The organism is Paucibacter sp. M5-1 (assembly GCF_027498415.2).
Classification (GTDB): Bacteria; Pseudomonadota; Gammaproteobacteria; order Burkholderiales; family Burkholderiaceae_C; genus Roseateles_E.
Genome location: NZ_JAPZLM020000001.1, coordinates 2,202,558 through 2,226,300, shown reverse-complemented (window position 1 = coordinate 2,226,300; position 23,743 = coordinate 2,202,558). Strand labels below are relative to the sequence as shown.

Here is a 23,743-nt window from a genome sequence, read left to right as displayed (position 1 = left end):
GCTCCTTTGTGCGTAGAGGCGCCTACCTTACACCCCTGGCCGCGAAACCCGGCTGCCGCCGCTGGCACGTAAGCTGCTTGATCCATGTCATAGAGAGTAGAAGCGTTCACCGCCTGCGCATCCCTGGTGCACAGCGGCCGGAAATTGCTCTCGAAGTGCCCCAAGGCCGTGCGCCGAGGGGAGGTTTGTCACTTCGAGTTGCGAGGCGCTTGTGCTCACCACCCGTCAGGCGGTCTTCCGCCGTTTCTGGCATGCCTGCATGCCGCTGTCCGAGCTGCAGGACGGCCCCCGGCCCTTCACGCTGCTGGGCGAAAACATCGTTCTCTTCGTCGACGCGCAGGGCCGCCCGGCCGCGCTGAAGGACCGCTGCTGCCACCGCACGGCCAGGCTCAGCAAGGGCTGGTGCACGCCCGAGGGCCATCTGCAGTGCGGCTACCACGGCTGGGTCTACGACCGCAGCGGCCGCGTCGTGCGCATCCCGCAGTACCCGGCCGACAAGACCATCCCGGCCGACTATTGCACACCGGCCTACTACTGCACGGCCCGCTATGGCTATGCCTGGGTGGCGCTGGAGGACCCGATTGCCGAGATTCCGGCCGTGCCGGAGTTCGAGGACCCGGCCTACCGCACCATCTTCCAGTTCCATGAGCGCTGGGCCACCAGCCCGCTGCGGGCGCTGGAAAACTCCTTCGACAACTCGCACTTCTCCTTTGTGCACCGCGCCACCTTCGGCGTCGCCGATCAGCCCAGGCCCAGCCGCTACGAGCTGGTCGACACCGAGACCGGCTTCTATGCCGAGACCGTGATCCCGGCCGCTAACCCGGAGCGCTTCCGGCGCATCAGCGGCGTGGCCGACGCGGTGACGACGCGCCATATGCGCAATGCCTATTTCCTGCCTTTCGCGCGGCGTCTGGACATCGAGTACCCCTCGGGCATCCGCCACATCATCATCAATAGCTTCACACCGATCGACGACGGCCACATCCAGCTGTGCCAGTGGCTGTTCCGCAATGACAGCGAGGCCGACTGCCCGGCCCAGCTGCTGATCGACTTCGACGCCGAGATCACCCGCGAGGACAAGGACATCCTCGAATCGACCGATCCCGACGCGCTGGTCGACACGCGCCGGCGCGGCATCGAGTACTCGATGGAGTCCGACCGCCCCGGCATGCTGATACGCAAGAAGCTGATGGAACTGCTGAGCCGCCACGGCGAGCAGGAAATCCATCGCGGCGCCATTCCCATCCACCCCGCTTGAGAGGAATCACCATGATGCAAAGACGCTCCCTGCTGAGCCTTGGCGCCGGCGCGCTGGCCACATCGTTTGTGCGTGCCCAGAACCGGCCGCTGACCCGGCTCAAGTTCACGCTGGATTTCCGTATCAGCGGCCAGACCGCGCCCTTCTTCCTCGCGCAGAGCAAGGGCTACTTCCGCGACGAGGGCCTGGATGTGCAGATCGATGTCGGCGCCGGCTCGGTGGCCTCGATCACCCGCGTGGCCAGCGGTGCCTACGACCTGGGCTTCGGCGACATCAGCGCGCTGATCGAGTTCAATGCCAACAACCCCGGCACGCCGCTGGTGCAGGCGGTCTACCAGTACTACAACCGCGCGCCCTTCGTGATCGTCGGCCGCAAGGACCGCGGCATCACCAGCGACTTCCGCAGCCTGGCCGGCAAGCGCATCGCCGCGGCGGCGGTCGAGGCCACGCGCCGCGCCTGGCCGATGGCCGCGCGCAAGCTGGGCGTCAAGAACGAGTTGTTCGACTGGGTCACGACCGACTTCAGCCAGCGCGACAACGTCATCGTGCGCGGTGACGCCGATGGCGCCACCTACTTCCACGACTCGGCCGTGTCGCTGTTCCAGCGCATGCCGGCCGAGCAGCTGTCGGTGCTGTCCTATGCGCAGGCCGGGGTCGATCTCTATGGCAATGCCGTGCTGGCATCAAGCCGGCTGATCATCGAGCGGCCGCAGCTGGTGGCCGGCTTTGTGCGGGCCTGCAACCGCGCCATCGTCGAGACCCTGGCCGACCCGCTGCCGGCGATTGCCGCCGTCAAGCAGCGCGAGCCGATGATCGATGAGCGCGCCGAGCTGGCGCGCTGGCGCATCACGGCCGGCTATGTGGCGGCGGCCGACACGCGCGGCCATGGCCTGGGCGATGTGCGCAAGCTGCTGGTCGAACGCCAGGTCGACGAGGTGGTCGGCGTCTACGGCCTGAAGAACACGACCAGCGCCGATGCGCTCTACCACCTGGGCTTCCTGCCGCCCAAGCGCGAGCGCGAGGTCAGGGCATGAGCAGCACGCTCGACGATGCTCTCTACCTGCGCCAGGCGATCCGGCTTTCGGCACTCGGCCGCGAGCGTGGCAACCGGCCCTTCGGCGCCCTCATCGTCGCGGCGGACGGCGCGCTGCTGGCCGAGGCCTGGTGCGACAGCTCGGAAAGCGGAGACTGCACCGGCCATGCCGAGGTCAACGCGCTGCGCCGGGCCAGCCCGCTGCACGCGCGCGAGCGCCTGGCGGCGGCGACGCTGTACTCCTCGGCCGAGCCCTGCGTGATGTGCGCTGGCGCGATCTTCTGGTCCGGCATCCGCCGCGTCGTGTTCGGCATCGACGCGGTGGCGCTGCGCGCGTTTCGTGGCGAGGTGGCCGAGCAGCGCGACGCCGAGCTGTCCTGCCGCGATGTGTTCGCCGCCTCGCCCCATGCGATCGAATGCCTCGGTCCGCTGTTGGGCGATGAGGCGGCCGAGGTGCACCGGGGCTTCTGGCGGCGCTGAGCGCTGATCGCTCGCAGGGGCTACGCAGGCGTTTCCATGCCGCGTTTCTGGCAGTTCGTCGCATCGCGCTGTCTCGACTCGGCGTGCCACCGCACAGTGGCCACCAAGGAGTGACAGCGATATGGCCGAGAAAAGACCGCAATGGAATCGCCTGAGCCAGGGCGAGCTGGAGCGCCAGCGGGCCCGACTGCGGGCCAAGGCTCGCCAGCTGGCCGAGCGCCTGAAGCAGCGCGAGCGTGCGCTGGGGCAAGGCGGCGCTGCCGACCGGGGGTTGCGCCAGATGCGCGAGCATATCGACGGCATGGAGCAGGCCGCCCTGGCCCTGCATCACCGCGCCCGCAGTCGCGGCGGCTGAAGCGGGCGGCGATGAAGCGGGCGGCGAGGTCGTCGGTACGGATCCTGTTTCGTCCATCGCCCCGGCTGTTTCGTCCGACGGCTTGTGACAGCCAGGAGCGCGGTTTCTATGCTGCGCCCCAGCTCGAAACCAGCCAGGAGACACCATGCCCCGCCACCAGCTCACGATCAACGGCAAGAACCGGCGCATCGATGTCGATCACGCCGACACCCCCTTGCTCTGGGTGCTGCGCGACGAGCTTCAGCTCTGCGGCAGCAAGTACGGCTGCGGCAAGGGCCTGTGCGGCGCCTGTACCGTCCATGTGGATGGCCAGGCCACGCGCAGCTGCCAGCTGCCGGTGTCAGGTCTTGCCGGCCGCAAGATCACCACGATAGAGGGCCTCGATGCCCGTGGCCAGCACCCGCTGCAGCAGGCCTGGGTGGCCCATGATGTGGCCCAGTGCGGCTACTGCCAGGCCGGCCAGATCATGCAGGCTGCGGCCCTGCTGAAGGCCAATCCCCGCCCCAGCGACGCCGAGATCGACGCCGCCATGGCCGGCAATCTGTGCCGTTGCGGCACCCAGCTGCGCATCCGCGCGGCGATCAAGTCGGTGGCCGGGAGGGTGGCATGAGCCCCCGCACGGCCGCCCCGAAGGAGGGCTCGCACCGCAGTGCAAAGCACGGAGGTTGCCCAGTAGAGGCGGCGCCGTTGCTGGACCGGCGCGGCTTTCTGCGCCTGACGACGATGGCCGGCGGGGGGCTGATGCTGGGCTTTGCCTCCGATCAGGCCGAGGCGGCCACGCCGCACAGCTTCGCCCCGAATGCCTTCATCACGATCACGCCGGCCGGGCTGATCACGCTGATGGCCAAGAATCCCGACATGGGCCAGGGCGTCAAGACCAGCCTGCCGATGTTGCTGGCCGAGGAGCTGGATGTGGGCCTGGACCAGGTGCGCATCGCACAGGCTGGCTACGACGCCCGCATGGCCGATCAGGGCTCGGGCGGCAGCGAGTCCATCCCGAATGCTTGGGAGCCGCTGCGCCGCGCCGGCGCCGCCGCCCGGCTGGTGCTGATCGACGCAGCTGCGCGGCGCTGGGCGGTGCCGGCGGCCGAGCTGCGCACCGAACGGGGTCAGGTCTTGCATGAAGCCAGCGGGCGGCGTGCCGGTTATGGCGAGCTGGCCGATGCGGCGGCGCGCCTGCCGCTGCCGGCGCTCGACAGCATCAAGCTCAAGCCGCGCTCCGAGTTCAAGCTGCTGGGCCAGCGCCATGCGAATGTGGACGGCGCGGGCTTCGCGCGCGGCGCGCCGCTGTTCTGCATGGATCAACAGCGAGCCGGCCAGCTCTATGCGATGGTGGAGAAATGCCCGGTGTTCGGCGGTACGGCGCGCAGCGCCAATCTGGCGGAGATCAGGCGCCTGCCCGGCGTGCGGGATGCCTTCATCGTCGAGGGCAGTGCCGAGCCGCTGCGCCGCAGTGCGGACCGCAGTCACCACGGGCTGCAGCCTTTTGTGGCCATCGTCGCGAGCAGCAGCTGGGCGGTCATCAAGGCGCGCCGTGCGCTCAAGGTCGATTGGGATACCGGCGCTTATGGACAGCACGGCAGCGCCGGCTACCGCGAGCAGGCGCTGGCCGCGCTGCAGCGGCCCGGCGAAGTCTGGCGCAATGATGGCGACAGCACGGCCGCCCTCGCCCAGGCGGCCCGGCGGGTCGAAGCCTTCTACGAATTCCCCTTGCTGGCCCACTGCACGATGGAGCCCATGAGCTGCCTGGCCGAGCCGCTGCCGGATGGCGGCCTGGCGCTGACCACGCCCAGCCAGTTTCCCGACCTGGTGCCGGTGGCGCTGCACAGGGTGCTGGGCGTGCCTGTCGACAAGATACGGGTGACGATTCCGCGCCTGGGCGGCGGTTTCGGCCGGCGCTTCGAGCTGGACTTCGTGCTGGAGGCCGCAGCGATCGCGCTGCGCGTGGGCAAGCCCATCAAGCTGTTCTACAGCCGCGAGGACGATATGCGGCATGACTTCTACCGGCCGCACGGCTGGCAGCGCATGCGGGCCGGGCTTGATGCCCAGGGCCGCGTCACGGCCTGGGAGACCTACAGCCTGCGCCATGCCTTCCGCGACCCGGTCACGCCCAAGCTGCGCGCCAGCCTGTTTCCGGCCCGCTTCGTGCCGAACTACCGGGTCGAGGCGGCCGTGGTGGACAGCCATGTGCCCGACGGCCCCTACCGCTCGCCGGGCGCCAACAGCCTGGCCTTCGTGACCGAGAGTTTTGTCGACGAGCTGGCCCATGCGGCCCAGCAGGACCCGCTGGCCTTTCGATTGGCGCTATGGGGCGAGGACCGCGAGCTGAAGGCGCCGGACTTCGATGTCGGCCGCATCAAGGCGGTGCTGCGGCTGGCCGCCGAGAAGGCTGGCTGGGGCCAGGTCTTGCCAAAGGGTCGGGGCATGGGGATCGCTGCCTACTGGGCGAATCGGGGCTATGTTGCCCATGTGGTCGAGGTCGCGGTCAGCCCGGCCGGCGAGCTGAAGGTGCTGCGCGTGGTCTCGGCGGTCGACGTCGGGCCCATCGTCAACCGCAGCGGCGCCGAGCAGCAGGTGCAGGGCTCGGTGATCGATGCGCTCTCCAGCACCCTGCACCAGCGCATCACACTGGAGGCGGGGGCGGTGGTGCAGGGCAATTTCGACGACAACCCGCAGATCCGCATGCCCGAGGTACCCGAGCGCATCGAGGTGCACTTCATCGAGCGCGACATCCCGCCCACCGGCCTGGGCGAGCCGGCCCTGCCGCCGCTGCCGCCGGCGCTGTGCAATGCCATCTTCGCGGCCTGCGGCAAGCGCATCCGCAGCCTGCCGCTGCGGGGTCAGGACTTGTCATGGTCAGGCGTCTAGAATCCTCGCTTCATTCGGTGAGGAAGATCCATGACGACGAACGCGCTTTTTGACGAGAACGAGGGCGTGGCCCTGCGCCTGGTAGGCATCATCGTGGCCCTGGTGGTGGCGCTGCTCATCGGCTTCGGCGTGCACAAGAGCCGCAGCATGGCCAAGCCGGCACCACAGCCGGCGGCCGTGCTGGTCGAAGAGGATGTGGCCGCGATCCTGGTCGAGAACGGTGTCGTCAAGTTCTTCTTCGCCAGCGCCAGCGCCGAGCTGGCCGGTGGCGCCAACGAGGCCCTGGTTCAGCTGACCCAGGCACTGGCTGAAGGTGAAAAGACGCTGGTGGTCAGCGGCTACCACGACGCCAGTGGCGACGCGGCGCTGAATGCCGAGCTGGCCAAGCAGCGCGCGCTGGCCGTGCGCGAGGCTCTGCTGAGCCTGGGCGTGGCCGAGGGCCGCATCGAGCTGAGCAAGCCGGAGCTGGCCACCGGCAGCGGCAGCCCGCGCCAGGCGCGCCGCGTCGAGGTGCTGCTGCGCTGAGCGCTGCACAGGCCCGCGACAGACCGGCCCGAGGGCCCGATGCCAGTCAGTTCACGCTGACTGGCTTTTTTTCGTCGAGAGGCGCCGCGTGCGCTGGAATCGCCAGAAGATAAATTAGGTATTTTGTATTTGTCTAATATTTATCTTATTATTTGGCGATGAATTCGATTCAGTGGCGGCCCAAAGCCTTCAAGCAGCTGCGCAAGCTGCCGGCTGAGGCCGCCAAGAGCATCACGGCCGCAGTGAAGGCCGAGTTGTCTGACCTGTCCCAGGCCTGCAATGTGAAGAAACTGGTCGATCACGCCTGTGGCTACCGTCTGCGGGTCGGCAACTACCGGGTGTTTTTTGAGTTCGACGGTGCCGTGCGCATCGTTGTTGTCGAGGAAGTGAGAAAGCGCGATGAACAAAGCTATTAGCTTCCAGACGATTCTCGGCGCGGACGGCTCCCCAGCCTTTGTGGTGGTGCCCTATGCAGAGTTCGTCAGCCGATTCGAGCAGGCGGGTGATCTGGTGCCGCATGCTGTCGTTGAACTGGTCATCGAGCAGGGCCTGACACCGGTCAAGGCCTGGCGCACCCATCTGAAGCTGACACAGGGCGCCATGGGCGAACGCATGGGTATCAGCCAGAGCGCCTATGCACAGCTCGAAGCCAGCTCCAAGCTGCGCAAGTCCTCGCGCGAAAAGATCGCCAAGGCAATGGGCATCACGGAGCAACAACTGGACGTGTAGCGGATGGATCGACCCGCATTGCGGGAGGGGCATGACCGATTTGCAACCGGCCCGAAGGCCGGTTTTTTACGTCTTGTGCGCTCCGCGACGTCCGCCGTCATCAAGTCTTCACGCGATTGCGTTTGATCAAAAAATGTCGCTATGATCGCGATGAATGAAAATTCACGATCAATCGTGATGCATTCATCCGTGATCCTTCCACCCGACTCCCAGGCAGGCAGATGGCGACCTTCCCCGGCAATCCCTCGATGGCCCAGCGCATTGCGCGGGCGATGCCCTCGCTGACGCGTTCGCATCAGCAGGTGGCCGAGTACGTGCTGGCCCATCCGCTGAAGGTCGCGACGATGCCCATCGACGAGCTGGCCGAGACCGTCGGCGTGTCGGTGGCCACCGCCAACCGCTTCGCGCGGGCGCTGGCCTTCGAGGGCTATCCGCAGTTCCGGGCCGCGCTGGTGCTGGGCTTCGAGACCGCGCTGGCGCCGGTCGAGAAGCTGCGCAGCAAGCTGGAGAGCCCGGCCACGGTGGCCGATGTGTTCGACAGCGCGCTGGCCGATATGGCCGGCAATATCGAGGCCACACGCGCGGCCCTCGATGTGCAGAGCTGCACCCAGGCGGTCGATGCGATCCTGAAGGCGCGCCGCATCGCCATCATCGGCTACGGCGCCAGCAGCTGGCTGGGCGGCCTGCTGCAGCGCAGCCTGGAGCTGTACTGTGACAACGTGCAGCTGCTGGCCAGTATCGAAAGCTCGTCCTATGCGGCGCGGCGGCTGGGCCGGCTGACGAGCGAGGACCTGGTGATCGCGATCAGCTTCCCGCGCTATTTCTCCGACACCGTGATGCTGGCTGGCCGGGTCCGCGCCGCTGGTGTGCCGTTGCTGGCGCTGACCGACAGCCCGGCCTCGCCGCTGGCACCGCTGGCCTCGGTGGCCCTGTATGCCCAGACCCACAGCCAGTATTTCGCCAACTCCGAGGCTGGCGTGCTGGTGCTGATCGAGGCCTTGTGCAGCGCCGTCGCGCACAGCGCCAAGGGCTCGCTGCAGGCCGCCACCCAGCTGACCGAATCGGTGCTGCCCTGGCTGGAAGGCAGCCATGCCAGCAAGCTGCGCGCCACCGCCCCCATCAAGACAAAGAAGAAAGCCGCCAAGTGAGCACCGCATCCATGAGCCCGAAAGCCACCATCGCCATCCATGGCGGCGCCGGCACCCTGAGCCGCAACAACATCAGCCCCGCGCAAGAGGCGGCCTATCACGAGGCCCTGGCCACCATCCTGCGCGCCGGCCAGCAAGTGCTGGCCGAGGGCGGCACGGCGCTGGACGCGGTCAGCCTGGCGGTCGACCTGCTGGAAGACTGCCCGCTGTTCAATGCCGGCCACGGCGCGGTGTTCACCAGTGCCGAGACCCATGAGCTGGACGCCGCCGTGATGGACGGCGCCACGCTGAAAGCCGGCGCCATCGCCTGCGTCAGCCATATCAAGCGCCCGCTGCGTGCCGCCCGCGCGGTGATGGAGCACAGCGAGCATGTGCTGCTGGTCGGCGCCGGCGCCGAGGCCTTTGCCCAGGGCCTGGGGATGGAGATGGTCAGCCCCGACTATTTCTCGACCGAGGCGCGCCGCGAGCAGCTGCACCGCGCGAAAGCCAGTTCGGTGACCGTGCTGGACCATGATGGCGCCGCGAACAGCACCGCGCCGCTGGACGAGAGCCGCAAGTTCGGCACCGTCGGCGCCGTCGCCCTGGATACGCACGGCAACCTGGCCGCCGCCACCTCGACCGGCGGCATGACCAACAAGCGGCCCGGCCGCGTCGGCGATTCGCCGCTGATCGGCGCCGGCACCTATGCCGACAACCGCACGGCCGCCGTGTCCTGCACCGGCACCGGCGAGATGTTCATCCGCGCCGCCACCGCCTACGAGCTCTGCGCCCGCATGGCCTATGGCGGCCAGTCGCTGGAAGCAGCCGCGCAAGCCGCAGTGATGCAGTCGCTGTCGGCCATCGAAGGCCGTGGCGGCCTGATCGCCGTCGATGCGCAGGGCAATGTCAGCCTGCCTTTCAACACCGAGGGCATGTACCGCGGCCAGATGCGGGTCGGCGATGCCGCGCCGCAAACAGCGATCTTCCGCTGAACCTTTTCGAGTCAGTCTTCTGCTATGTCCACCTCCGTGCTCGAAGCTCCCGCCAAGTCCAGCGCCCTGATCCTGCCCGAGCAGCGCGTCGTCTCCGTCAATGATCTGTCGGTGCGCTTCTCGACCTCCGAGCGCAGCGTCGATGCGGTCAAGAACCTCAGCTTCCATGTGGACCGTGGCGAGACCCTGGCCATCGTCGGCGAATCGGGTTCGGGCAAGTCGGTCACCTCGCTGGCGCTGATGCGCCTGGTCGAGCATGGCGGCGGCCGCATCGTCAATGGGGCAATGGCCTTCCGGCGCCGCAACGGCGAGATCCTGGACCTGGCGACGGCGCGCGACGCGACGATGCGCAGCATCCGCGGCGCCGATATCGCGATGATCTTCCAGGAGCCGATGACCTCGCTGAACCCGGTGTTCACCGCCGGCGACCAGATCGCCGAGGCCATCCAGGAGCACCAGGGCAAGAGCGCCGCCGCCTCGCGCGCGGAGGCGCTGCGCATGCTGGAGCTGGTGCGCATCCCCGAGGCCCGCAATGTCTTGGACCGCTACCCGCACCAGCTCTCTGGCGGCATGCGCCAGCGGGTGATGATCGCGATGGCGCTCTCCTGCAAGCCAGCGCTGCTGATCGCTGACGAGCCGACCACCGCGCTGGACGTGACCATCCAGGCGCAGATCCTTCAGCTGATCCGCGAGCTGCAGCAGGAAATGCAGATGGGCGTGGTCTTCATCACCCACGATATGGGCGTGGTCGCCGAGGTGGCCGATCGGGTGTTGGTGATGTACCGGGGAGACAAGGTCGAGGAGGGCGCCTCCGAGGCCTTGTTCGCCGCACCGCAGCATCGCTACACGAAAGCCCTGCTGTCGGCTGTGCCACGCCTTGGTGCGATGCAAGGGCTGGAGCTGCCACTGAAGTTCGAGCTGCTGCGCACCGATGACAGCGCGCCGGTCGAGCCGGCGCAGCCGCAGGACACGGTCAACGCCCAGGCCGAACCGATTCTGCGCGTGAAAAATCTCGTGACCCGCTTCGATATGCGCAGCGGCCTGATGAGCCGGGTGACGCGCCGCGTCCACGCGGTCGAGCAGGTCAGCTTTGATCTGCGCCCCGGCGAGACCCTGGCCCTGGTTGGCGAGTCGGGCTGCGGCAAGTCGACCACCGGCCGCTCGCTGCTGCGCCTGGTCGAGAGCCAGAGTGGCGCGATCGAGTTCGGCGGCCAGAATATCCGCGAGCTGCCCACCGCCGCGCTGCAAACCCTGCGCCGCAATATCCAGTTCATCTTCCAGGATCCGTTCGCCTCGCTGGACCCGCGCGTCACGGTCGGCTTTTCGATCATGGAACCGCTGCTGGTGCACAAGATCGCCTCGGGCGCAAAGGCCCAGGCCCGGGTCGACTGGCTGATGCAGAAGGTCGGCCTGACGCCCGAGCAGGCGCAGCGCTACCCTCACGAGTTCTCCGGCGGTCAGCGCCAGCGCATCGCGATTGCGCGCGCGCTGGCGCTGAATCCAAAGGTGGTGATCGCCGATGAGGCGGTGTCGGCGCTGGATGTGTCCATCCAGGCGCAGATCGTCAATCTGATGCTGGATCTGCAGCGCGAGCTGGGCATCGCCTTCCTCTTTATCTCGCATGACATGGCCGTGGTTGAGCGGGTCAGCCACCGGGTCGCGGTGATGTATCTGGGCCAGATCGTCGAGATCGGGCCGCGTCGTGCGATCTTCGAGAACCCGCAGCACCCCTACACCCGCAAGCTGATGGCGGCGGTACCTGTGGCCGACCCGACGCGGCGCAGCCGCAGCCGCGAGCTGCTCAGCGGCGAGATCCCCAGCCCGGTGCGCCAGGTCGGCGACGAGCCGGTGGTGGCGCCGCTGATCGAGGTCTCGCCCGGCCATTTCGTCGCGCGCCACAGCGTCGGCGTGTACTGAATCGAATCGACTTTCCTTCCCCTCTACCCCACAGGAGTCTTGCCTTGATGACGAATATCTCCCGTATGAGCGCGCTCGGCCGCTGCTTCCTCGCCGCCGGCCTGTTGAGCGCCGGCGCCTCGGCCCTGGCCGCCAAGGATGTGGTGCTGGCCATCGGCGGCCAGCCCGAGACCCTGGATCCCTACCAGACCAACACCACGCTGACCACGGCGGTCACCAAGTCCTTCTACCAGGGCCTGTTCGAGTTCGACAAGGACCTGAAGGTGCGCAATGTGCTGGCGCTGAGCCACACCGTCTCCAAGGACGGTCTGGTCTATGAATTTAAGCTGCGCCCCGGCGTCAAGTTCCACGACGGCACCGACTTCAATGCCGAGGCAGTCAAGATCACCTTGGACCGGGTGATGAACCCTGAGAACAAGCTGGCCCGTTTCAACCAGTTCAACCGCATTGACAAGGTCGAGGCCACCAGCCCGCTCGCCGTGCGCATCACCCTGAAGGAGCCCTTCGGCCCCTTCATCAACTCGCTGGCCCATGCTTCGGCCGCGATGATCTCGCCCACCGCGCTGAAGAAGTACGGCAACAAGGACATTGCCTTCAACCCGGTCGGTACCGGTCCATTTGTCTTCGTCGAGTGGAAGCAGACCGACTTCGTCAAGGGCAAGAAGTTCGACGGCTACTGGAACAAGGGCTATCCGAAGGTGGACAGCATCACCTGGAAGCCGGTGCTGGAGAACAACACCCGCGCCGCGATGCTGCAGACCGGCGAGGCCGACTTCGCCTCGCCGCTGCCCTACGAGCAGGCCGCCGCGCTGGAGAAGAACGCCAAGCTGAAGGTGACGACAGCGCCGTCCATCATCACGCGCTACCTCAGCTTCAATATGCTGCAAAAGCCCTTCGACAATCTGAAGGTTCGCCAGGCTATCAACTACGCGATCAACAAGGAAGCGCTGGCCAAGGTCGCGTTCAACGGCTATGCGGTGCCGGCCGAGGGCTATGTGCCCAATGGCGTGCTGTACGCCCACAAGATGGCCCCCTGGCCCTATGACCCGAAGAAGGCCCGCGAACTGCTGAAGGAAGCCGGCTATCCGAACGGTTTCGAGTCGGTGATCTGGAGCGCCTACACGACCACCACCGCGCAGAAGACCATCCAGTTCCTGCAGCAGCAGCTGGCCCAGGTCGGCATCAAGGTGCAGGTCCAGGCGCTGGAGCCCGGCCAGCGCGTCGAGTGGGTGCAGAACGCGCCGGACCCGAAGACCGCCAAGGTGCGCATGTATTACGCCGGCTGGTCCTCGTCGACCGGCGAGGCCGACTGGGCGCTGCGTCCGCTGCTGTCTACCGAAGCCTGGCCGCCGAAGCTGAATAACGCCTCCTACTACAGCAGCCCAGTGGTGGACGATGCGATCGCCAAGGCGCTGAAGTCGGTGGACGATGGCGAGAAGGCGCAGCTCTACCGCACGGCCCAGGAACAGCTGGTGAAGGACGCGCCGTGGGCGCCCCTGGTCACCGAGAAGAACCTGTACGCGACGGCCAAGCGCCTGTCCGGCATCTTCGTGATGCCTGACGGCAACATCAACTCGACCGAGATCGCGGTCTCCGAGTAAATCTCCGAGTAATGGTCGTGCCCGCCCGCGCCCCTCGTCCGAGGCGGCGCGGGCCTTCTCTCTGACTGGCCTTTGCCATCATGCTGAACTATTTTCTCAAACGGCTGCTGGGGCTGATCCCCACCTTGCTGATCGTCGCGGTGCTGGTCTTCCTGTTCGTGCACATGCTGCCCGGCGACCCGGCGCGGCTGGCGGCCGGCCAGGATGCCGACGAGCAGACCGTGGCCCTGGTGCGCCAGGAGCTGGGCCTGGACAAGCCGCTGCACGAGCAGTTCGTCAGCTACTTCGGCCATATGCTGACCGGCGAGTTCGGCACCTCGATGCGCACGCGCCGCCCGGTCGCCACCGAGATCGCCGAGCGCTTCATGCCCACGCTGTTGCTGACCGTCAGTAGCATGGCCTGGGCCGTCATCTTCGGCATGACCATAGGCATCGTCTCGGCCGTCTATCGCAATCAGTGGCCGGACCGGCTGGGCATGACCATCGCGGTCTCGGGCATCTCCTTCCCGGCCTTCGCCCTGGGCATGCTCTTGATGCAGATCTTCTCGGTCCAGCTGGGCTGGCTGCCGACGGTGGGCGCCGACAGCTGGAAGCACTACATCCTGCCCTCGCTGACCCTGGGCGCGGCAGTGGCGGCGGTGATGGCCCGCTTCACCCGCGCCTCCTTCGTCGAGGTGATCCAGGAAGACTTTGTACGCACCGCGCGGGCCAAGGGCCTGAACGAGCGCAAGGTCATCGCCAAGCATTGCCTGCGCAACGCGCTGATCCCGGTGGTCACGATGATGGGCCTGCAGTTCGGTTTTCTGCTGGGCGGCTCCATCGTCGTCGAGGCCGTCTTCAACTGGCCGGGCCTGGGCCGTCTGCTGGTCGACTCGGTGACGCAGCGCGACTACCCGGTGATTCAAACCCTGGTGCTGCTGTTCTCTCTGGAATTCATCCTGATCAATCTGATCGTGGATTTGCTCTATGGCTATATCAATCCGACCATCCGCTACAAGTGATATGAGCACCACGACCTCCATCCCCAGCGCCGAAGGCGTGCGCACGCCCTGGACCGAGTTCTGGCGCAAGTTCCGCAAGCAGCATGTAGCGATGGCCGCGCTGGTCTTCGTCGCGCTCTTGATCCTGGTGGCGCTGTTCGCACCCTGGATCGCGCCCTACGACGCCGAGAACTTCTTCGACTACGACCGGCTCAACGAAGGCCCGTCGGCCGTGCACTGGCTGGGCGTCGACCCGCTGGGCCGCGACATCTTCAGCCGCATCCTGCTGGGCGCGCGCATCTCGCTGGCCACCGGCTTTCTGTCAGTCGCGATCGGCGGCCTGATCGGCACGGCCCTGGGCCTGCTCGCCGGCTATTACGAGGGCTGGTGGGACCGCATCGTGATGCGCATCTCGGACGTGCTGTTTGCCTTCCCCGGCATCCTGCTGGCGCTGGGCGTGGTCGCGATCCTGGGCAGCAGCATGATCAACGTTGTCGTCGCGGTCTCAGTGTTCAGCGTGCCGGCCTTTGCCCGCCTGGTGCGCGGCAACACGCTGGTGCTCAAGCAGATGACTTATGTCGAGGCGGTACGTAGCATTGGCGCCAACGACTGGACTATCATCGTGCGCCACATCCTGCCGGGCACGATCTCGTCCATCGTCGTGTACTTCACGATGCGCTTGGGCACCTCCATCATCACCGCCGCCAGCCTGTCCTTTCTCGGCATGGGCGCGCAACCGCCGACGCCGGAATGGGGCGCGATGCTCAACGAGGCGCGCGCCGACATGGTCAACGCGCCGCACGTCGCGCTCTTCCCCAGCCTGGCGATCTTCCTGACCGTGCTGGCCTTCAATCTGCTGGGCGACGGCCTGCGTGACGCACTCGACCCGAAGATCGACCGCAAGTGATATGAAGCAAGCGCCCCGCATCGGCAGCCTGCCGTCCGGCCCGCTGGACGCGATCAGCGATGTGGCCGGCGTCACGGTCGGCCATTGCACGCTGGCGGACGGTGATCTGCAGACCGGCGTCACCGTCGTGCGACCGCATCAGAGTGACCCCTTCCGCGATCGCGTGCCTGCTGCGGCAGCGGTGATCAACGGCTTCGGCAAGAGCATAGGCTTGGTCCAGCTCGAGGAGCTCGGTGTGCTGGAGACGCCAATCGCGCTGACCAATACCTTCTCGGTCGCGGCGGTGGCGCAGGCGCAGATCCGCGCCTGCATCGCCGCCAATCCCGAAACCGGCCGCTGCCTGCCCACCGTCAACCCGCTGGTGTTCGAGTGCAACGACGGCTATCTGAACGACATCCAGTGCCTGGCCATCAGCGAGCAACACTATCTACAGGCACTGGCGGCAGCCGATGCGCGCTTCGAGCAGGGTGCCGTCGGTGCCGGGCGCGGCATGTCCAGCTTCGGCCTGAAGGGCGGCATCGGCAGTGCCTCGCGCTGCTGCGGCAAGTACCGGGTCGGCGCGCTGGTGCTGGCCAACTACGGTCGGCCCGAGCAACTGACCGTGGCCGGCCAAGTCCTTGGCGACTTGCAGGCCCGTGCCCAGACTCAGGCTGATAGCGGCCCCGAGAAGGGCTCCATCATCATGCTGCTGGCCACCGATGCGCCGCTGGATGCGCGCCAGCTCCGCCGTCTGGCGCTGCGCGCCGGCGCCGGCCTGGCCCGCAGCGGTTCGGTGTTCGGCCATGGCAGCGGCGATATCGCGCTGGCCTTCTCGACCGCCTACACCCTGCCGCAAGACCCGCTGCGGCCCATGCCCGCCGTGGCCCTGTTGCACGATGCGCGCCTGGACGAGCTGTTCCAGGCGGCGGCTGACAGCACCGAGCAAGCCATCCTGCATGCGCTGTTTCGCGCCGAGGCCGTCACCGGCCGCGCCGGTCATCACCGCGCGGCCCTGTCCGATCTGCTGAAGACACGCCCATGAAAATCCTGATCTCCACCGACATCGAGGGCGTCGCCGGCGTCTTCCATCCCGAGCAGACCCGCGCCGGCAATACCGAGTACGAGCGCGCCCGCCGCCTGATGACGGACGAGGCCAATGCGGCTATCGCCGGCGCTTTCGAGGCGGGTGCTACCGAGGTGCTGGTCAATGATTCGCACGGCGGTTTCCGCAACCTGCTGCCCGATCTGCTCGATGCGCGCGCGCAGGCGGTGCTGGGCAAGCCCCGCTATCTGAGCATGGTGGCCGGGGTCGAGGAGGCGGGCATCACGGGGGTCTGCATGATCGGCTATCACGGCCGCGCGCAAGGCCCGGGCGTGCTGGCCCACACGATCAACAGCTTCGCCTTTGCCCGCGTGTTCTTCAACGAGCAAGAGCTTGGTGAGATGGGCATCTACGGCGCGCTGGCCGGCGAGTACGGCGTGCCGGTCGCGATGGCCAGCGGCGATGATGTCTTCGTCGCCGAGCACCGCGCGCTATTCCCCGACACGGTCTTCGTGCAGACCAAGCGTGCCCACGGCTTCAGCACGGGTGTCAGCCTGTCGCCCAGCGCGGCCTGCGCGGCGATACGCGAGGGCGTCAAGAGCGCGCTGGCGCAGCCCCGAGCCAAGCCCTTCGTGATCAGCGGCCCCGTCACAGTGCGCCTGCAGACCCAGAGCGCGGCGCTGGCCGATCTGTTCTGCCAATGGCCGACGCTGCGCCGCCTGGCCGGCGACGAACTGGTCTTCGAGGCCCCGACGGTGGAAGCTGCGGTGCGCATGCTCAACAGCCTGTCGGCGATGTCGAGCATGCTGCGCTGAGCGAGGTCACAGCTCCGCCACGCCCTTCACCCGTTCCACCGGCTTGTTCGAGACGATCTGCACCGGAGCCGCAGTGACCCGGCCGTGGAAGCGGTCCAGCAGCTCCTTCTGCTGGGCCCGCACCGTCACGATATTGGCCAGCTTGACATGGCCGTAGCCGCGGATGGATTCCGGCAGCCGGGCCAGCTTGACGGCCAGCTCCAGCTTGTCGGCACTGAGCTTGGCCAACAGCTCATCGATCAAGGCCTCATAGTCGCTGATCAGCTGGCGTTCCAGGCGGCGTTCCTCGGTCTTGCCGAAAACATCCAGCGGCGTGCCGCGCAGGCCCTTGAGCTTGGCCATCACCTTCAAGGCCTTGAAGGTCCACGAGCCCAGCTCGACCTTCTTGGCCCTTCCGTCGGGGCCAGGTTTTGACAGCAGCGGCGGCGCCATATGGAAGGACAGACGCTCCCAGTTGTCGAACTGCGCGCGCATGCTGGCCTCGAACCTGCCGTCGGTGTAGAGGCGGGCCACCTCCCACTCGTCCTTGATGGCCAGCAGCTTGGCGTAGTAGCGGGCGACGGCCTTGGTTAAACGCTCGGCCTTGCCGGCGTCACCCAGCAGGGCTTCGGCCGCGCGGACCTTGTCGACCAGGGCCAGATAGCGCTGCGCATAGGCGGCGTCCTGGTAGGCCGTCAGATGGGCGACGCGGCGTGCGATCAGGCCTTCGGGGCCATCGAGCTTGTCCTGGCCCAGCAGCAGCTGCACCGGCTGGGCGCGCTCGCCGCCCAGGCGCTTGATTGCGTCCGGCGCGGCGATGGCCAGACGGCCCAGCGCGAAGGCGGTCTTGTTGCCTTCGACCGCGACACCGTTCAGCTCGATCGCGCGCATCAGCGCCGCTTCGCTGAGCGGGATCAGGCCGCGCTGGTAGCAGGCGCCCAGCATGATGATGTTGCTGGGCATGGTGTCGCCCATCAGCTGCTGCGCGATGGCCTGGGCGTCGATGGTGGACAAGAGCGCGTCGTCATTGACGGCATGGCGCATCTTGGCCAGCAAGGACTCGCCCTGCAGATTCGCATCGGGGTTGCGCACAAAGGCCGCGGTCGGCAGCTCGTGCGTGTTGGCCAGGATCACGGTGCGGCCCGGCTTGACGGTGCCCAGCGCGTCGGGGCTGGCGCCGACCACCATATCGCAGGCCAAGAGCACATCGGCCTGCTGGGTGTCGATGCGAACCTGGTTCAGCAGATCCTGGGTCGGCGCCAGGCGCACGAAGCTCAGCACCGAGCCGCCCTTTTGCGCGAAACCCATGAAGTCCAGCACCGAGGCCTGCTTGCCTTCCAGATGGGCCGCCATGCTGACCAGCGCCCCGACCGTGACGACGCCGGTGCCGCCGACGCCGGTGACCAGCAGGTCGAAGGGCCCGGTCCAGTCCCAGGCGGCGGGCGTGCCGATGGCGGCGATCTCGCGGGCCAGGTCTTGCGCCGTGTATCCAGCGCCGACCTTCTTCTTCAGCTGCGCGCCATGCACCGAGACAAAGCTGGGGCAAAAGCCGTTGACGCAGGAAAAGTCCTTGTTGCAGCTCGATTGCTCGATCGCGCGCTTGCGGCCGAAGTCGGTCTCGACCGGCACGACCGACAGGCAGTTCGAGGCCTGGCCGCAGTCGCCGCAGCCCTCGCAGACCTGCTCGTTGATGAAGATGCGCTTCGGCGGATCGGGGAATTCCTTCTTCTTGCGGCGGCGGCGCTTCTCGGCGGCACAGGTTTGGTCGTAGATCAGCACCGTGACGCCCTCTATGTCTCGAAGCTCGCGCTGGACCTTGTCCAGCTCGCTGCGATCGAAGAAGCTGGTGCCTGCCGGGAACAGCCCGTGATGACCCTCGTATTTGCCGATCTCGTCGGAGACGACGACTAGGCGCTTGACGCCCTCGGCCTCGACCTGGCGCGCGATCTGCGGCACGCTGGTCTGGCCGTCGACCGGCTGGCCGCCGGTCATCGCGACCGCATCGTTGTAGAGGATCTTGTAGGTGATATTGGTCTTGGCGGCGATGGCCTGGCGGATCGCCAGATAGCCGGAGTGGTAGTAGGTGCCGTCGCCGAGGTTCTGGAACACATGCTTCTCGCTGGTGAAGCGCGAGGCTGCCGCCCAGTCGACGCCCTCGGCGCCCATCTGTATCAGGCCCGAGGTGCCGCGCTCCATCCAGCTGGCCATGAAGTGGCAGCCGATGCCGGCGAGAGCCCGGGAGCCTTCTGGCAGTTTGGTGCTGGTGTTGTGCGGGCAGCCGGAGCAGAAATAAGGCTGGCGCCGCACGCCGTCGGCCGCATTGCTGAGCAGGCAGGGGGTCAGGAAATCGACCACCAGATGGCGGCGGTCCAGCGCCGGGTTCAGCCGCGCCAGCCATTCGGCGACGGTGGACATGATGCGCGAGGGCCGCAGCTCGCCGAGGCTGGAGAGCACGGCCGCGCCATGCTCGTCGGTCTTGCCGATCACATGGGGGCGCTGCGCATCGGGCAGGTGGTAGAGCAGCTCCTTGATCTGGCGCTCGACCACCGGGGCCTTTTCCTCGATCACCAGCATGTCGGTCAGCCCCTGGGCGAACTCGGCCATGCGCGTGGTCTCCAGCGGGTAGACCAGGCCCACCTTGTAGACCCGCACGCCGGCCGCGGCCAGCGCATTCGGGTCCAGATCCAGCCGGCGCAGCACCTCCATGAAGTCGTAGTGGGCCTTGCCCACCGTGACGATGCCCAGTGTCGCGCTGGGGCTGGAGACGATGTGCTTGTCGATGGAGTTCAGCTTGCTGAAGGCGCGCACTGCGGCCAGCTTGTGCTCCAGGCGCGACTCCAGCTCCAGCGAGGGCAGGTCGACGCTACGGATGTGCAGGTTCGTCGCCGGCTGGTGATCGACGGGCAGCTCGAAGTCCAGCGGCACGCTGTCCAGATCGACGGTCATGCCGGACTCGACCACCTCGGAGATGGCCTTGAAGCCGACCCAGGCGCCGGAGAAGCGGGAGAGCGCCCAACCGTAGAGGCCGAACTCCAGGTACTCGGCCACATTGGCCGGATGCACCAGCGGCATGCTCCAGGCCTGCAGGGCCAGATCGCTCTGGTGCGGGGTGCTGGACGAGACGCAGCCATGGTCGTCGCCGCAGACCACCAGCACACCGCCCTGGCTGGAGCTGCCGTAGACATTGCCATGCTTGAGCGCGTCGCCGGAGCGATCGACACCTGGCCCCTTGCCGTACCACATCGCGAACACGCCATCGACCGTGCGCTTGGGGTCCAGCGCGACGCGCTGCACGCCGAGGCAGGCGGTGGCGGCCAGGTCTTCGTTGATCGCGGGCAGGAAGTTGACCTGCGCGGCATCAAGAAATTTCTTGGCCTTCCAGAGCTGCTGGTCCACCATGCCCAGCGGGCTGCCGCGGTAGCCTGAGACGAAGCCGGCCGTCTTCAGCCCGGCACGCTCGTCCAGCGCTTTCTGCGCCAGCAGCAGCCGCACCAGGGCCTGGGTGCCGGTCATGAAGACCTGGCCGCTCTTGGCGCCGAGATTGTCGGAGAGCTTGTAGTCGCGCAGCGCCGGTGATGGCGCAATGAGGTCGGTGCTGGGCATGGTCTCTGTCTCCTGGCGGCTCTGGTACTTTGAGGCTTGGGGGGAGATTCTTGGTCAGCGGCCCAAGTGTTTGTTCCTCTCTTTGCTACTGTCAAGCCGGCCAATGAGAGAATTCAACTCAAAGGTGGCTGAAATGGAAATTGAACGTTTCGATCGAGCGACAAAGCAGATTCTCGAGGCGCTGCAGGCCGATGGCCGGCAGAGCACCCAGCAACTGGCGGAGAAGGTGGGCTTGTCGGCCACGCCGGTGTGGCGGCGGGTCAAGGAGCTGGAGGACAGCGGCGTGATACGCCGCCATGTGGCCCTGGTGGACCGCGAGAAGCTCGGGCTCAATATCTGCGTGCTGGCCAATGTCAGCCTGGTGCGGCACAGCGAGGGCGCGGTCGAGAACTTCGAGCGCCTGGTGCGTGCCAGCCGCGAGATCATCGAATGCCACGGCATCACCGGCGAGGCCGACTATGTGATCAAGGTCGTGGTGCCGGACATGAAGGCCTACGACCAGTTCCTGCAGTCGCAGATCTTCAAGGTGCCAGGTGTGGCCAGCGTGCGCAGCAATGTGGTGCTGCGCGAGGTCAAGTACGAGACGGCGCTGCCGGTGGATTGACTACCCCCGAAGCGCGCAGCGCTTGGGGGTGGACATCAGTCAGTGCCGGAAGTGGCGCACGCCCGTGAACACCATCGCAACGCCGCGCTCATTGGCGGCGGCGATCACTTCCTCGTCGCGCATGCTGCCGCCCGGCTGGATCACGCAGGAGGCGCCGGCATCGGCCAGCACATCGAGGCCATCGCGGAAGGGGAAGAAGGCGTCGCTGGCGACCACCGAGCCCTTCAGCGACAGGCCGGCGTTCTCGGCCTTGATCGCTGCGATGCGGGCGCTGTCGATGCGGCTCATCTGGCCGGCACCAACGCCCAGGGTCATGCCGCCGGCGCAGAACACGATGGCATTGCTCTTGACGTACTGGCCCACGGTCCAGGCGAACATCAGGTCATCGAGCTGTTGGGCCGTCGGCTGCAGGGTCGTGACGACCTTCAGGTCGGCCTTCTTCAGGAAATGGTTGTCGGCGCTCTGGATCAGGATGCCGGAGCCGACCCGCTTGCTGTCCATCGCGTTGCGGCCTTGGCTCCAGGGCGTGGTGCCACCGGTGGGCAGCGCGATCTGCAGCAGGCGCACATTGGCCTTGGGCGCAAAGATCGCCAGCGCTTCCTCGGTGAAGCCGGGCGCCATCAGCACCTCGACGAACTGCTTGACGACCAGTTCGGCCGCCGCCTTATCGACCACCTGATTGAAGGCAATGATGCCGCCGAAGGCGCTGGTCGGGTCGGTCTTGAAAGCCTTGGCATAGGCCTCGGCGGCCGTGGCCGCGACGGCCACGCCGCAGGGGTTGGCATGCTTGACGATCACGCAAGCGGGCAGCTCGAAGCTCTTCACGCACTCCCAGGCCGCGTCGGCGTCGGCGATATTGTTGTACGAGAGCTCCTTGCCCTGCAGCTGCTTGCCCGTCACCAGCGAGCCGGGTGCAGGATAAAGGTCGCGGTAGAGCGCGGCGCTCTGGTGCGAGTTCTCGCCGTAGCGCAGATCCTGCACCTTGATGAAGCTGCTGTTCATCTGGCCGGGGAAGGCATGGTGGCTGCCGTCTTCCTTGATCGCGCTCAGGTAGTTGCTGATCGCGGCGTCGTACTGGGCAATGCGGTTGAAGGCGGCAACCGAGCAGGCAAAGCGGGTCTTGTCGCTGGTCTTGCCCTCGGCCTTGAGTTCGGCCAGCACGCCCGCATACTGCGAGGCGTCGGTCAGCACCGTGACGTCCTTCCAGTTCTTGGCTGCGCTGCGCACCATGGCCGGGCCGCCGATGTCGATGTTCTCGATCGCGTCTTCCAGCGTGCAGCCGGGCTTGGCGACCGTGGCCTCAAACGGGTAGAGATTGACGGCCAGGATGTCGATGGTGTCAATGCCGTGCGCTTGAATCGCGGCGACATGCTCGGGCAGGTCGCGGCGCGCCAGCAAACCGCCGTGGATCTTCGGGTGCAGGGTCTTGACCCGGCCGTCCAGCATCTCGGGGAAGCCAGTGTGCTCGGCCACCTCGGTGACGGGCAGGCCCGCATCGGCCAGCAGTTTGGCGGTGCCGCCGGTGGACAGCAGCTTGACGTTCAAGGCATGCAGCGCTTGGGCGAATTCCAGGATGCCGGTCTTGTCGGACACCGAGATCAGGGCGGTCAGATGGGTCATGGTGAGGCTCGGGAGGGGAAATTAGAGGAGCTTGTGCTCGGTCAGCTTGCGGCGCAGCGTGTTGCGGTTGATGCCCAGCCATTCGGCGGCCTTGCTCTGGTTGCCATCGGCCTGTTTCATCACGACGTCCAGCAGTGGCTTCTCGACCAGGCCGATCAGCATCTCGTACATCGAGTGCGGGGTCTCGCCATCCAGATCGCGGAAATAGACTTCCAGGTTCTCGCGCACGCAGGCGTCAATCGGTTTCGGGGTCATGCCTGCAGCCTCAGTTCTTGTTCGTCGTTGGCAGCCTCGATGGCGAGCACGGGCAGCCTGTCATAGCGGGTGGCGAGCTCGCCAAGCCAGTCGCCAAGGGCGCTGACCTGGGCTTCGCAGCTCTCCAGGAGATTCATTTCTTGGCGGAACGCTTCGCCGCCGGGCAGGCCGCGCAGGGCCCAACCGATGTGCTTGCGCGCGGTGCGCATGCCGGTCAGCTCGCCGTAAAGACTGTAGTGGTCCTGCAGATGCTCCAGCAGCCAGTCGCGGGCCTGCAGTACCTCGGGCGCCGGCAGCTCCTCGCCAGTGGCCAGGTAGTGGGCGATCTCGCGGAAGATCCAGGGCCGGCCCTGGGCCGCGCGGCCGATCATCAGCGCGTCGGCACCGGTGTAGGCCAGCACCTGCTTGGCCTTTTGCGGCGAGTCGATATCGCCGTTGGCGACCACCGGGATGCGCAGGGCGGCCTTGACGGCGGCAATCGTGTCGTACTCGGCCAGGCCCTTGTAGCCCTGCTCGCGGGTGCGGCCGTGCACGGTCACCATCGCGACGCCGGCGCTCTCGGCGGCGCGGGCGATGCTCAAGGCATTGCGCTCGCTGGCGCACCAGCCGGTGCGCATCTTCAAGGTCACCGGCACGCCCTGCGGCGCCGCAGCGGCCACCACCGCGCTGATGATCTGGAGCGCCAGCGCCTCGTCCTGCATCAGCGCCGAGCCGGCCCATTTGTTGCAGACCTTCTTGGCCGGGCAGCCCATATTGATGTCGATGATCTGGGCGCCGCGATCGATGTTGTAGGCCGTGGCCTCGGCCATCATCGCCGCATCGGTGCCGGCGATCTGCACCGCGATCGGCGCGGCCTCGCCCTCATGATTGGCGCGGCGCGAGGTCTTCAGGCTGTTCCACAAATCCTTGCGCGAGGTCACCATCTCGCTGACCGCATAGCCCGCGCCCAGGCGGCGGCAGAGCTGGCGAAACGGCCGGTCGGTGACGCCTGCCATCGGCGCGACGAACAGCTTGTTCGGCAAGGCGTAAGGGCCGATGTGCATAAAAGATGAGGGAGGGTTCTGCTCAAAAAAG

Annotated in this window: 22 protein-coding genes; 18 read left to right on the top strand and 4 right to left on the bottom strand. The window is 66.9% G+C overall.

The features are described 5' to 3' along the window. Positions 1 to 211: 211 nt before the first annotated feature. From O5M90_RS10400 to O5M90_RS10320, 17 genes are all read left to right on the top strand, one after another. Positions 212 to 1,258 carry an aromatic ring-hydroxylating dioxygenase subunit alpha gene (locus tag O5M90_RS10400; protein ID WP_269838629.1) on the top strand — a complete coding sequence of 349 codons (1,047 nt, stop codon included), beginning with the start codon at positions 212 to 214 and terminating at the stop codon, positions 1,256 to 1,258. A 14-nt stretch (positions 1,259 to 1,272) separates the two neighbouring features. Continuing rightward, positions 1,273 to 2,292 carry an ABC transporter substrate-binding protein gene (locus tag O5M90_RS10395; protein ID WP_269838892.1) on the top strand — a complete coding sequence of 340 codons (1,020 nt, stop codon included), beginning with the start codon at positions 1,273 to 1,275 and terminating at the stop codon, positions 2,290 to 2,292. Then, the gene (locus O5M90_RS10390; protein WP_269838630.1) at positions 2,289 to 2,771 is read left to right on the top strand and encodes a nucleoside deaminase; all 483 of its coding nucleotides are present in this window, start codon (positions 2,289 to 2,291) and stop codon (positions 2,769 to 2,771) included. Before O5M90_RS10395 ends, O5M90_RS10390 begins: the two co-directional genes overlap by 4 nt. A gap of 121 nt (positions 2,772 to 2,892) precedes the next feature. Continuing rightward, positions 2,893 to 3,126 carry a hypothetical protein gene (locus O5M90_RS10385; RefSeq protein WP_269838631.1) on the top strand — a complete coding sequence of 78 codons (234 nt, stop codon included), beginning with the start codon at positions 2,893 to 2,895 and terminating at the stop codon, positions 3,124 to 3,126. A 145-nt stretch (positions 3,127 to 3,271) separates the two neighbouring features. After that, a complete protein-coding gene (locus tag O5M90_RS10380; RefSeq protein WP_269838632.1) occupies positions 3,272 to 3,736 on the top strand; it encodes a (2Fe-2S)-binding protein in 465 nt (154 codons plus the stop codon). Next, a complete protein-coding gene (locus O5M90_RS10375) occupies positions 3,733 to 5,994 on the top strand; it encodes a xanthine dehydrogenase family protein molybdopterin-binding subunit (RefSeq protein WP_269838633.1) in 2,262 nt (753 codons plus the stop codon). The genes O5M90_RS10380 and O5M90_RS10375 overlap by 4 nt, the downstream gene beginning before the upstream one ends. A gap of 30 nt (positions 5,995 to 6,024) precedes the next feature. Further along, on the top strand, positions 6,025 to 6,519 hold the full coding sequence (locus O5M90_RS10370) for an OmpA family protein (protein WP_269838634.1): 495 nt from the start codon (positions 6,025 to 6,027) through the stop codon (positions 6,517 to 6,519). 158 nt (positions 6,520 to 6,677) lie between these two features. Next, on the top strand, positions 6,678 to 6,935 hold the full coding sequence (locus tag O5M90_RS10365) for a type II toxin-antitoxin system RelE family toxin (protein WP_269838635.1): 258 nt from the start codon (positions 6,678 to 6,680) through the stop codon (positions 6,933 to 6,935). After that, positions 6,919 to 7,248: a helix-turn-helix domain-containing protein gene (locus tag O5M90_RS10360; RefSeq protein WP_262970043.1), complete on the top strand. Its 330-nt coding sequence runs from the start codon at positions 6,919 to 6,921 to the stop codon at positions 7,246 to 7,248. Before O5M90_RS10365 ends, O5M90_RS10360 begins: the two co-directional genes overlap by 17 nt. A 221-nt stretch (positions 7,249 to 7,469) precedes the next feature. Further along, positions 7,470 to 8,396: a MurR/RpiR family transcriptional regulator gene (locus O5M90_RS10355; RefSeq protein ID WP_269838636.1), complete on the top strand. Its 927-nt coding sequence runs from the start codon at positions 7,470 to 7,472 to the stop codon at positions 8,394 to 8,396. Positions 8,397 to 8,407: 11 nt separating this feature from the next. Continuing rightward, complete coding sequence (locus tag O5M90_RS10350; protein ID WP_269838637.1) at positions 8,408 to 9,367, top strand: isoaspartyl peptidase/L-asparaginase family protein; 960 nt, start codon at positions 8,408 to 8,410, stop codon at positions 9,365 to 9,367. 24 nt (positions 9,368 to 9,391) lie between these two features. Continuing rightward, entirely contained in the window at positions 9,392 to 11,284 is a 1,893-nt protein-coding gene (locus O5M90_RS10345) for a dipeptide ABC transporter ATP-binding protein (RefSeq protein ID WP_269838638.1), read from the top strand. Between the two features lie 65 nt (positions 11,285 to 11,349). Further along, the gene (gene gsiB, locus O5M90_RS10340; RefSeq protein ID WP_269838893.1) at positions 11,350 to 12,885 is read left to right on the top strand and encodes a glutathione ABC transporter substrate-binding protein GsiB; all 1,536 of its coding nucleotides are present in this window, start codon (positions 11,350 to 11,352) and stop codon (positions 12,883 to 12,885) included. Between the two features lie 80 nt (positions 12,886 to 12,965). Continuing rightward, the gene (gene gsiC / locus O5M90_RS10335) at positions 12,966 to 13,886 is read left to right on the top strand and encodes a glutathione ABC transporter permease GsiC (RefSeq protein ID WP_137941145.1); all 921 of its coding nucleotides are present in this window, start codon (positions 12,966 to 12,968) and stop codon (positions 13,884 to 13,886) included. Beyond that, complete coding sequence (gene gsiD / locus O5M90_RS10330) at positions 13,852 to 14,772, top strand: glutathione ABC transporter permease GsiD (protein WP_269838639.1); 921 nt, start codon at positions 13,852 to 13,854, stop codon at positions 14,770 to 14,772. Before gsiC ends, gsiD begins: the two co-directional genes overlap by 35 nt. A 1-nt stretch (position 14,773) precedes the next feature. After that, positions 14,774 to 15,793, top strand: coding sequence for a DmpA family aminopeptidase (locus O5M90_RS10325; RefSeq protein ID WP_269838640.1), 1,020 nt, complete (start codon positions 14,774 to 14,776; stop codon positions 15,791 to 15,793). Further along, complete coding sequence (locus tag O5M90_RS10320; RefSeq protein ID WP_269838641.1) at positions 15,790 to 16,608, top strand: M55 family metallopeptidase; 819 nt, start codon at positions 15,790 to 15,792, stop codon at positions 16,606 to 16,608. The genes O5M90_RS10325 and O5M90_RS10320 overlap by 4 nt, the downstream gene beginning before the upstream one ends. Positions 16,609 to 16,614: 6 nt before the next feature. Here the strand turns inward: O5M90_RS10320 and O5M90_RS10315 are convergent, their stop codons facing one another. Then, complete coding sequence (locus tag O5M90_RS10315; RefSeq protein ID WP_269838642.1) at positions 16,615 to 20,190, bottom strand: indolepyruvate ferredoxin oxidoreductase family protein; 3,576 nt, start codon at positions 20,188 to 20,190, stop codon at positions 16,615 to 16,617. A 133-nt stretch (positions 20,191 to 20,323) separates the two neighbouring features. On the opposite strand from O5M90_RS10315, the gene O5M90_RS10310 reads away from it, so the two are divergent. Continuing rightward, the gene (locus tag O5M90_RS10310; RefSeq protein WP_137941140.1) at positions 20,324 to 20,794 is read left to right on the top strand and encodes an Lrp/AsnC family transcriptional regulator; all 471 of its coding nucleotides are present in this window, start codon (positions 20,324 to 20,326) and stop codon (positions 20,792 to 20,794) included. A 39-nt stretch (positions 20,795 to 20,833) separates the two neighbouring features. Here O5M90_RS10310 and purH read toward each other — a convergent pair whose 3' ends face one another. The 3 genes from purH to dusB are packed head-to-tail and all read right to left on the bottom strand — an operon-like array spanning position 20,834 to position 23,712. Beyond that, positions 20,834 to 22,414, bottom strand: a complete 1,581-nt coding sequence (purH, locus tag O5M90_RS10305; protein WP_269838643.1) for a bifunctional phosphoribosylaminoimidazolecarboxamide formyltransferase/IMP cyclohydrolase — start codon at positions 22,412 to 22,414, stop codon at positions 20,834 to 20,836. Positions 22,415 to 22,435: 21 nt separating this feature from the next. Then, positions 22,436 to 22,669, bottom strand: coding sequence for a Fis family transcriptional regulator (locus tag O5M90_RS10300; RefSeq protein ID WP_137941139.1), 234 nt, complete (start codon positions 22,667 to 22,669; stop codon positions 22,436 to 22,438). Then, on the bottom strand, positions 22,666 to 23,712 hold the full coding sequence (gene dusB / locus O5M90_RS10295; protein ID WP_269838644.1) for a tRNA dihydrouridine synthase DusB: 1,047 nt from the start codon (positions 23,710 to 23,712) through the stop codon (positions 22,666 to 22,668). Before dusB ends, O5M90_RS10300 begins: the two co-directional genes overlap by 4 nt. Between the last annotated feature and the right edge of the window lie 31 nt (positions 23,713 to 23,743).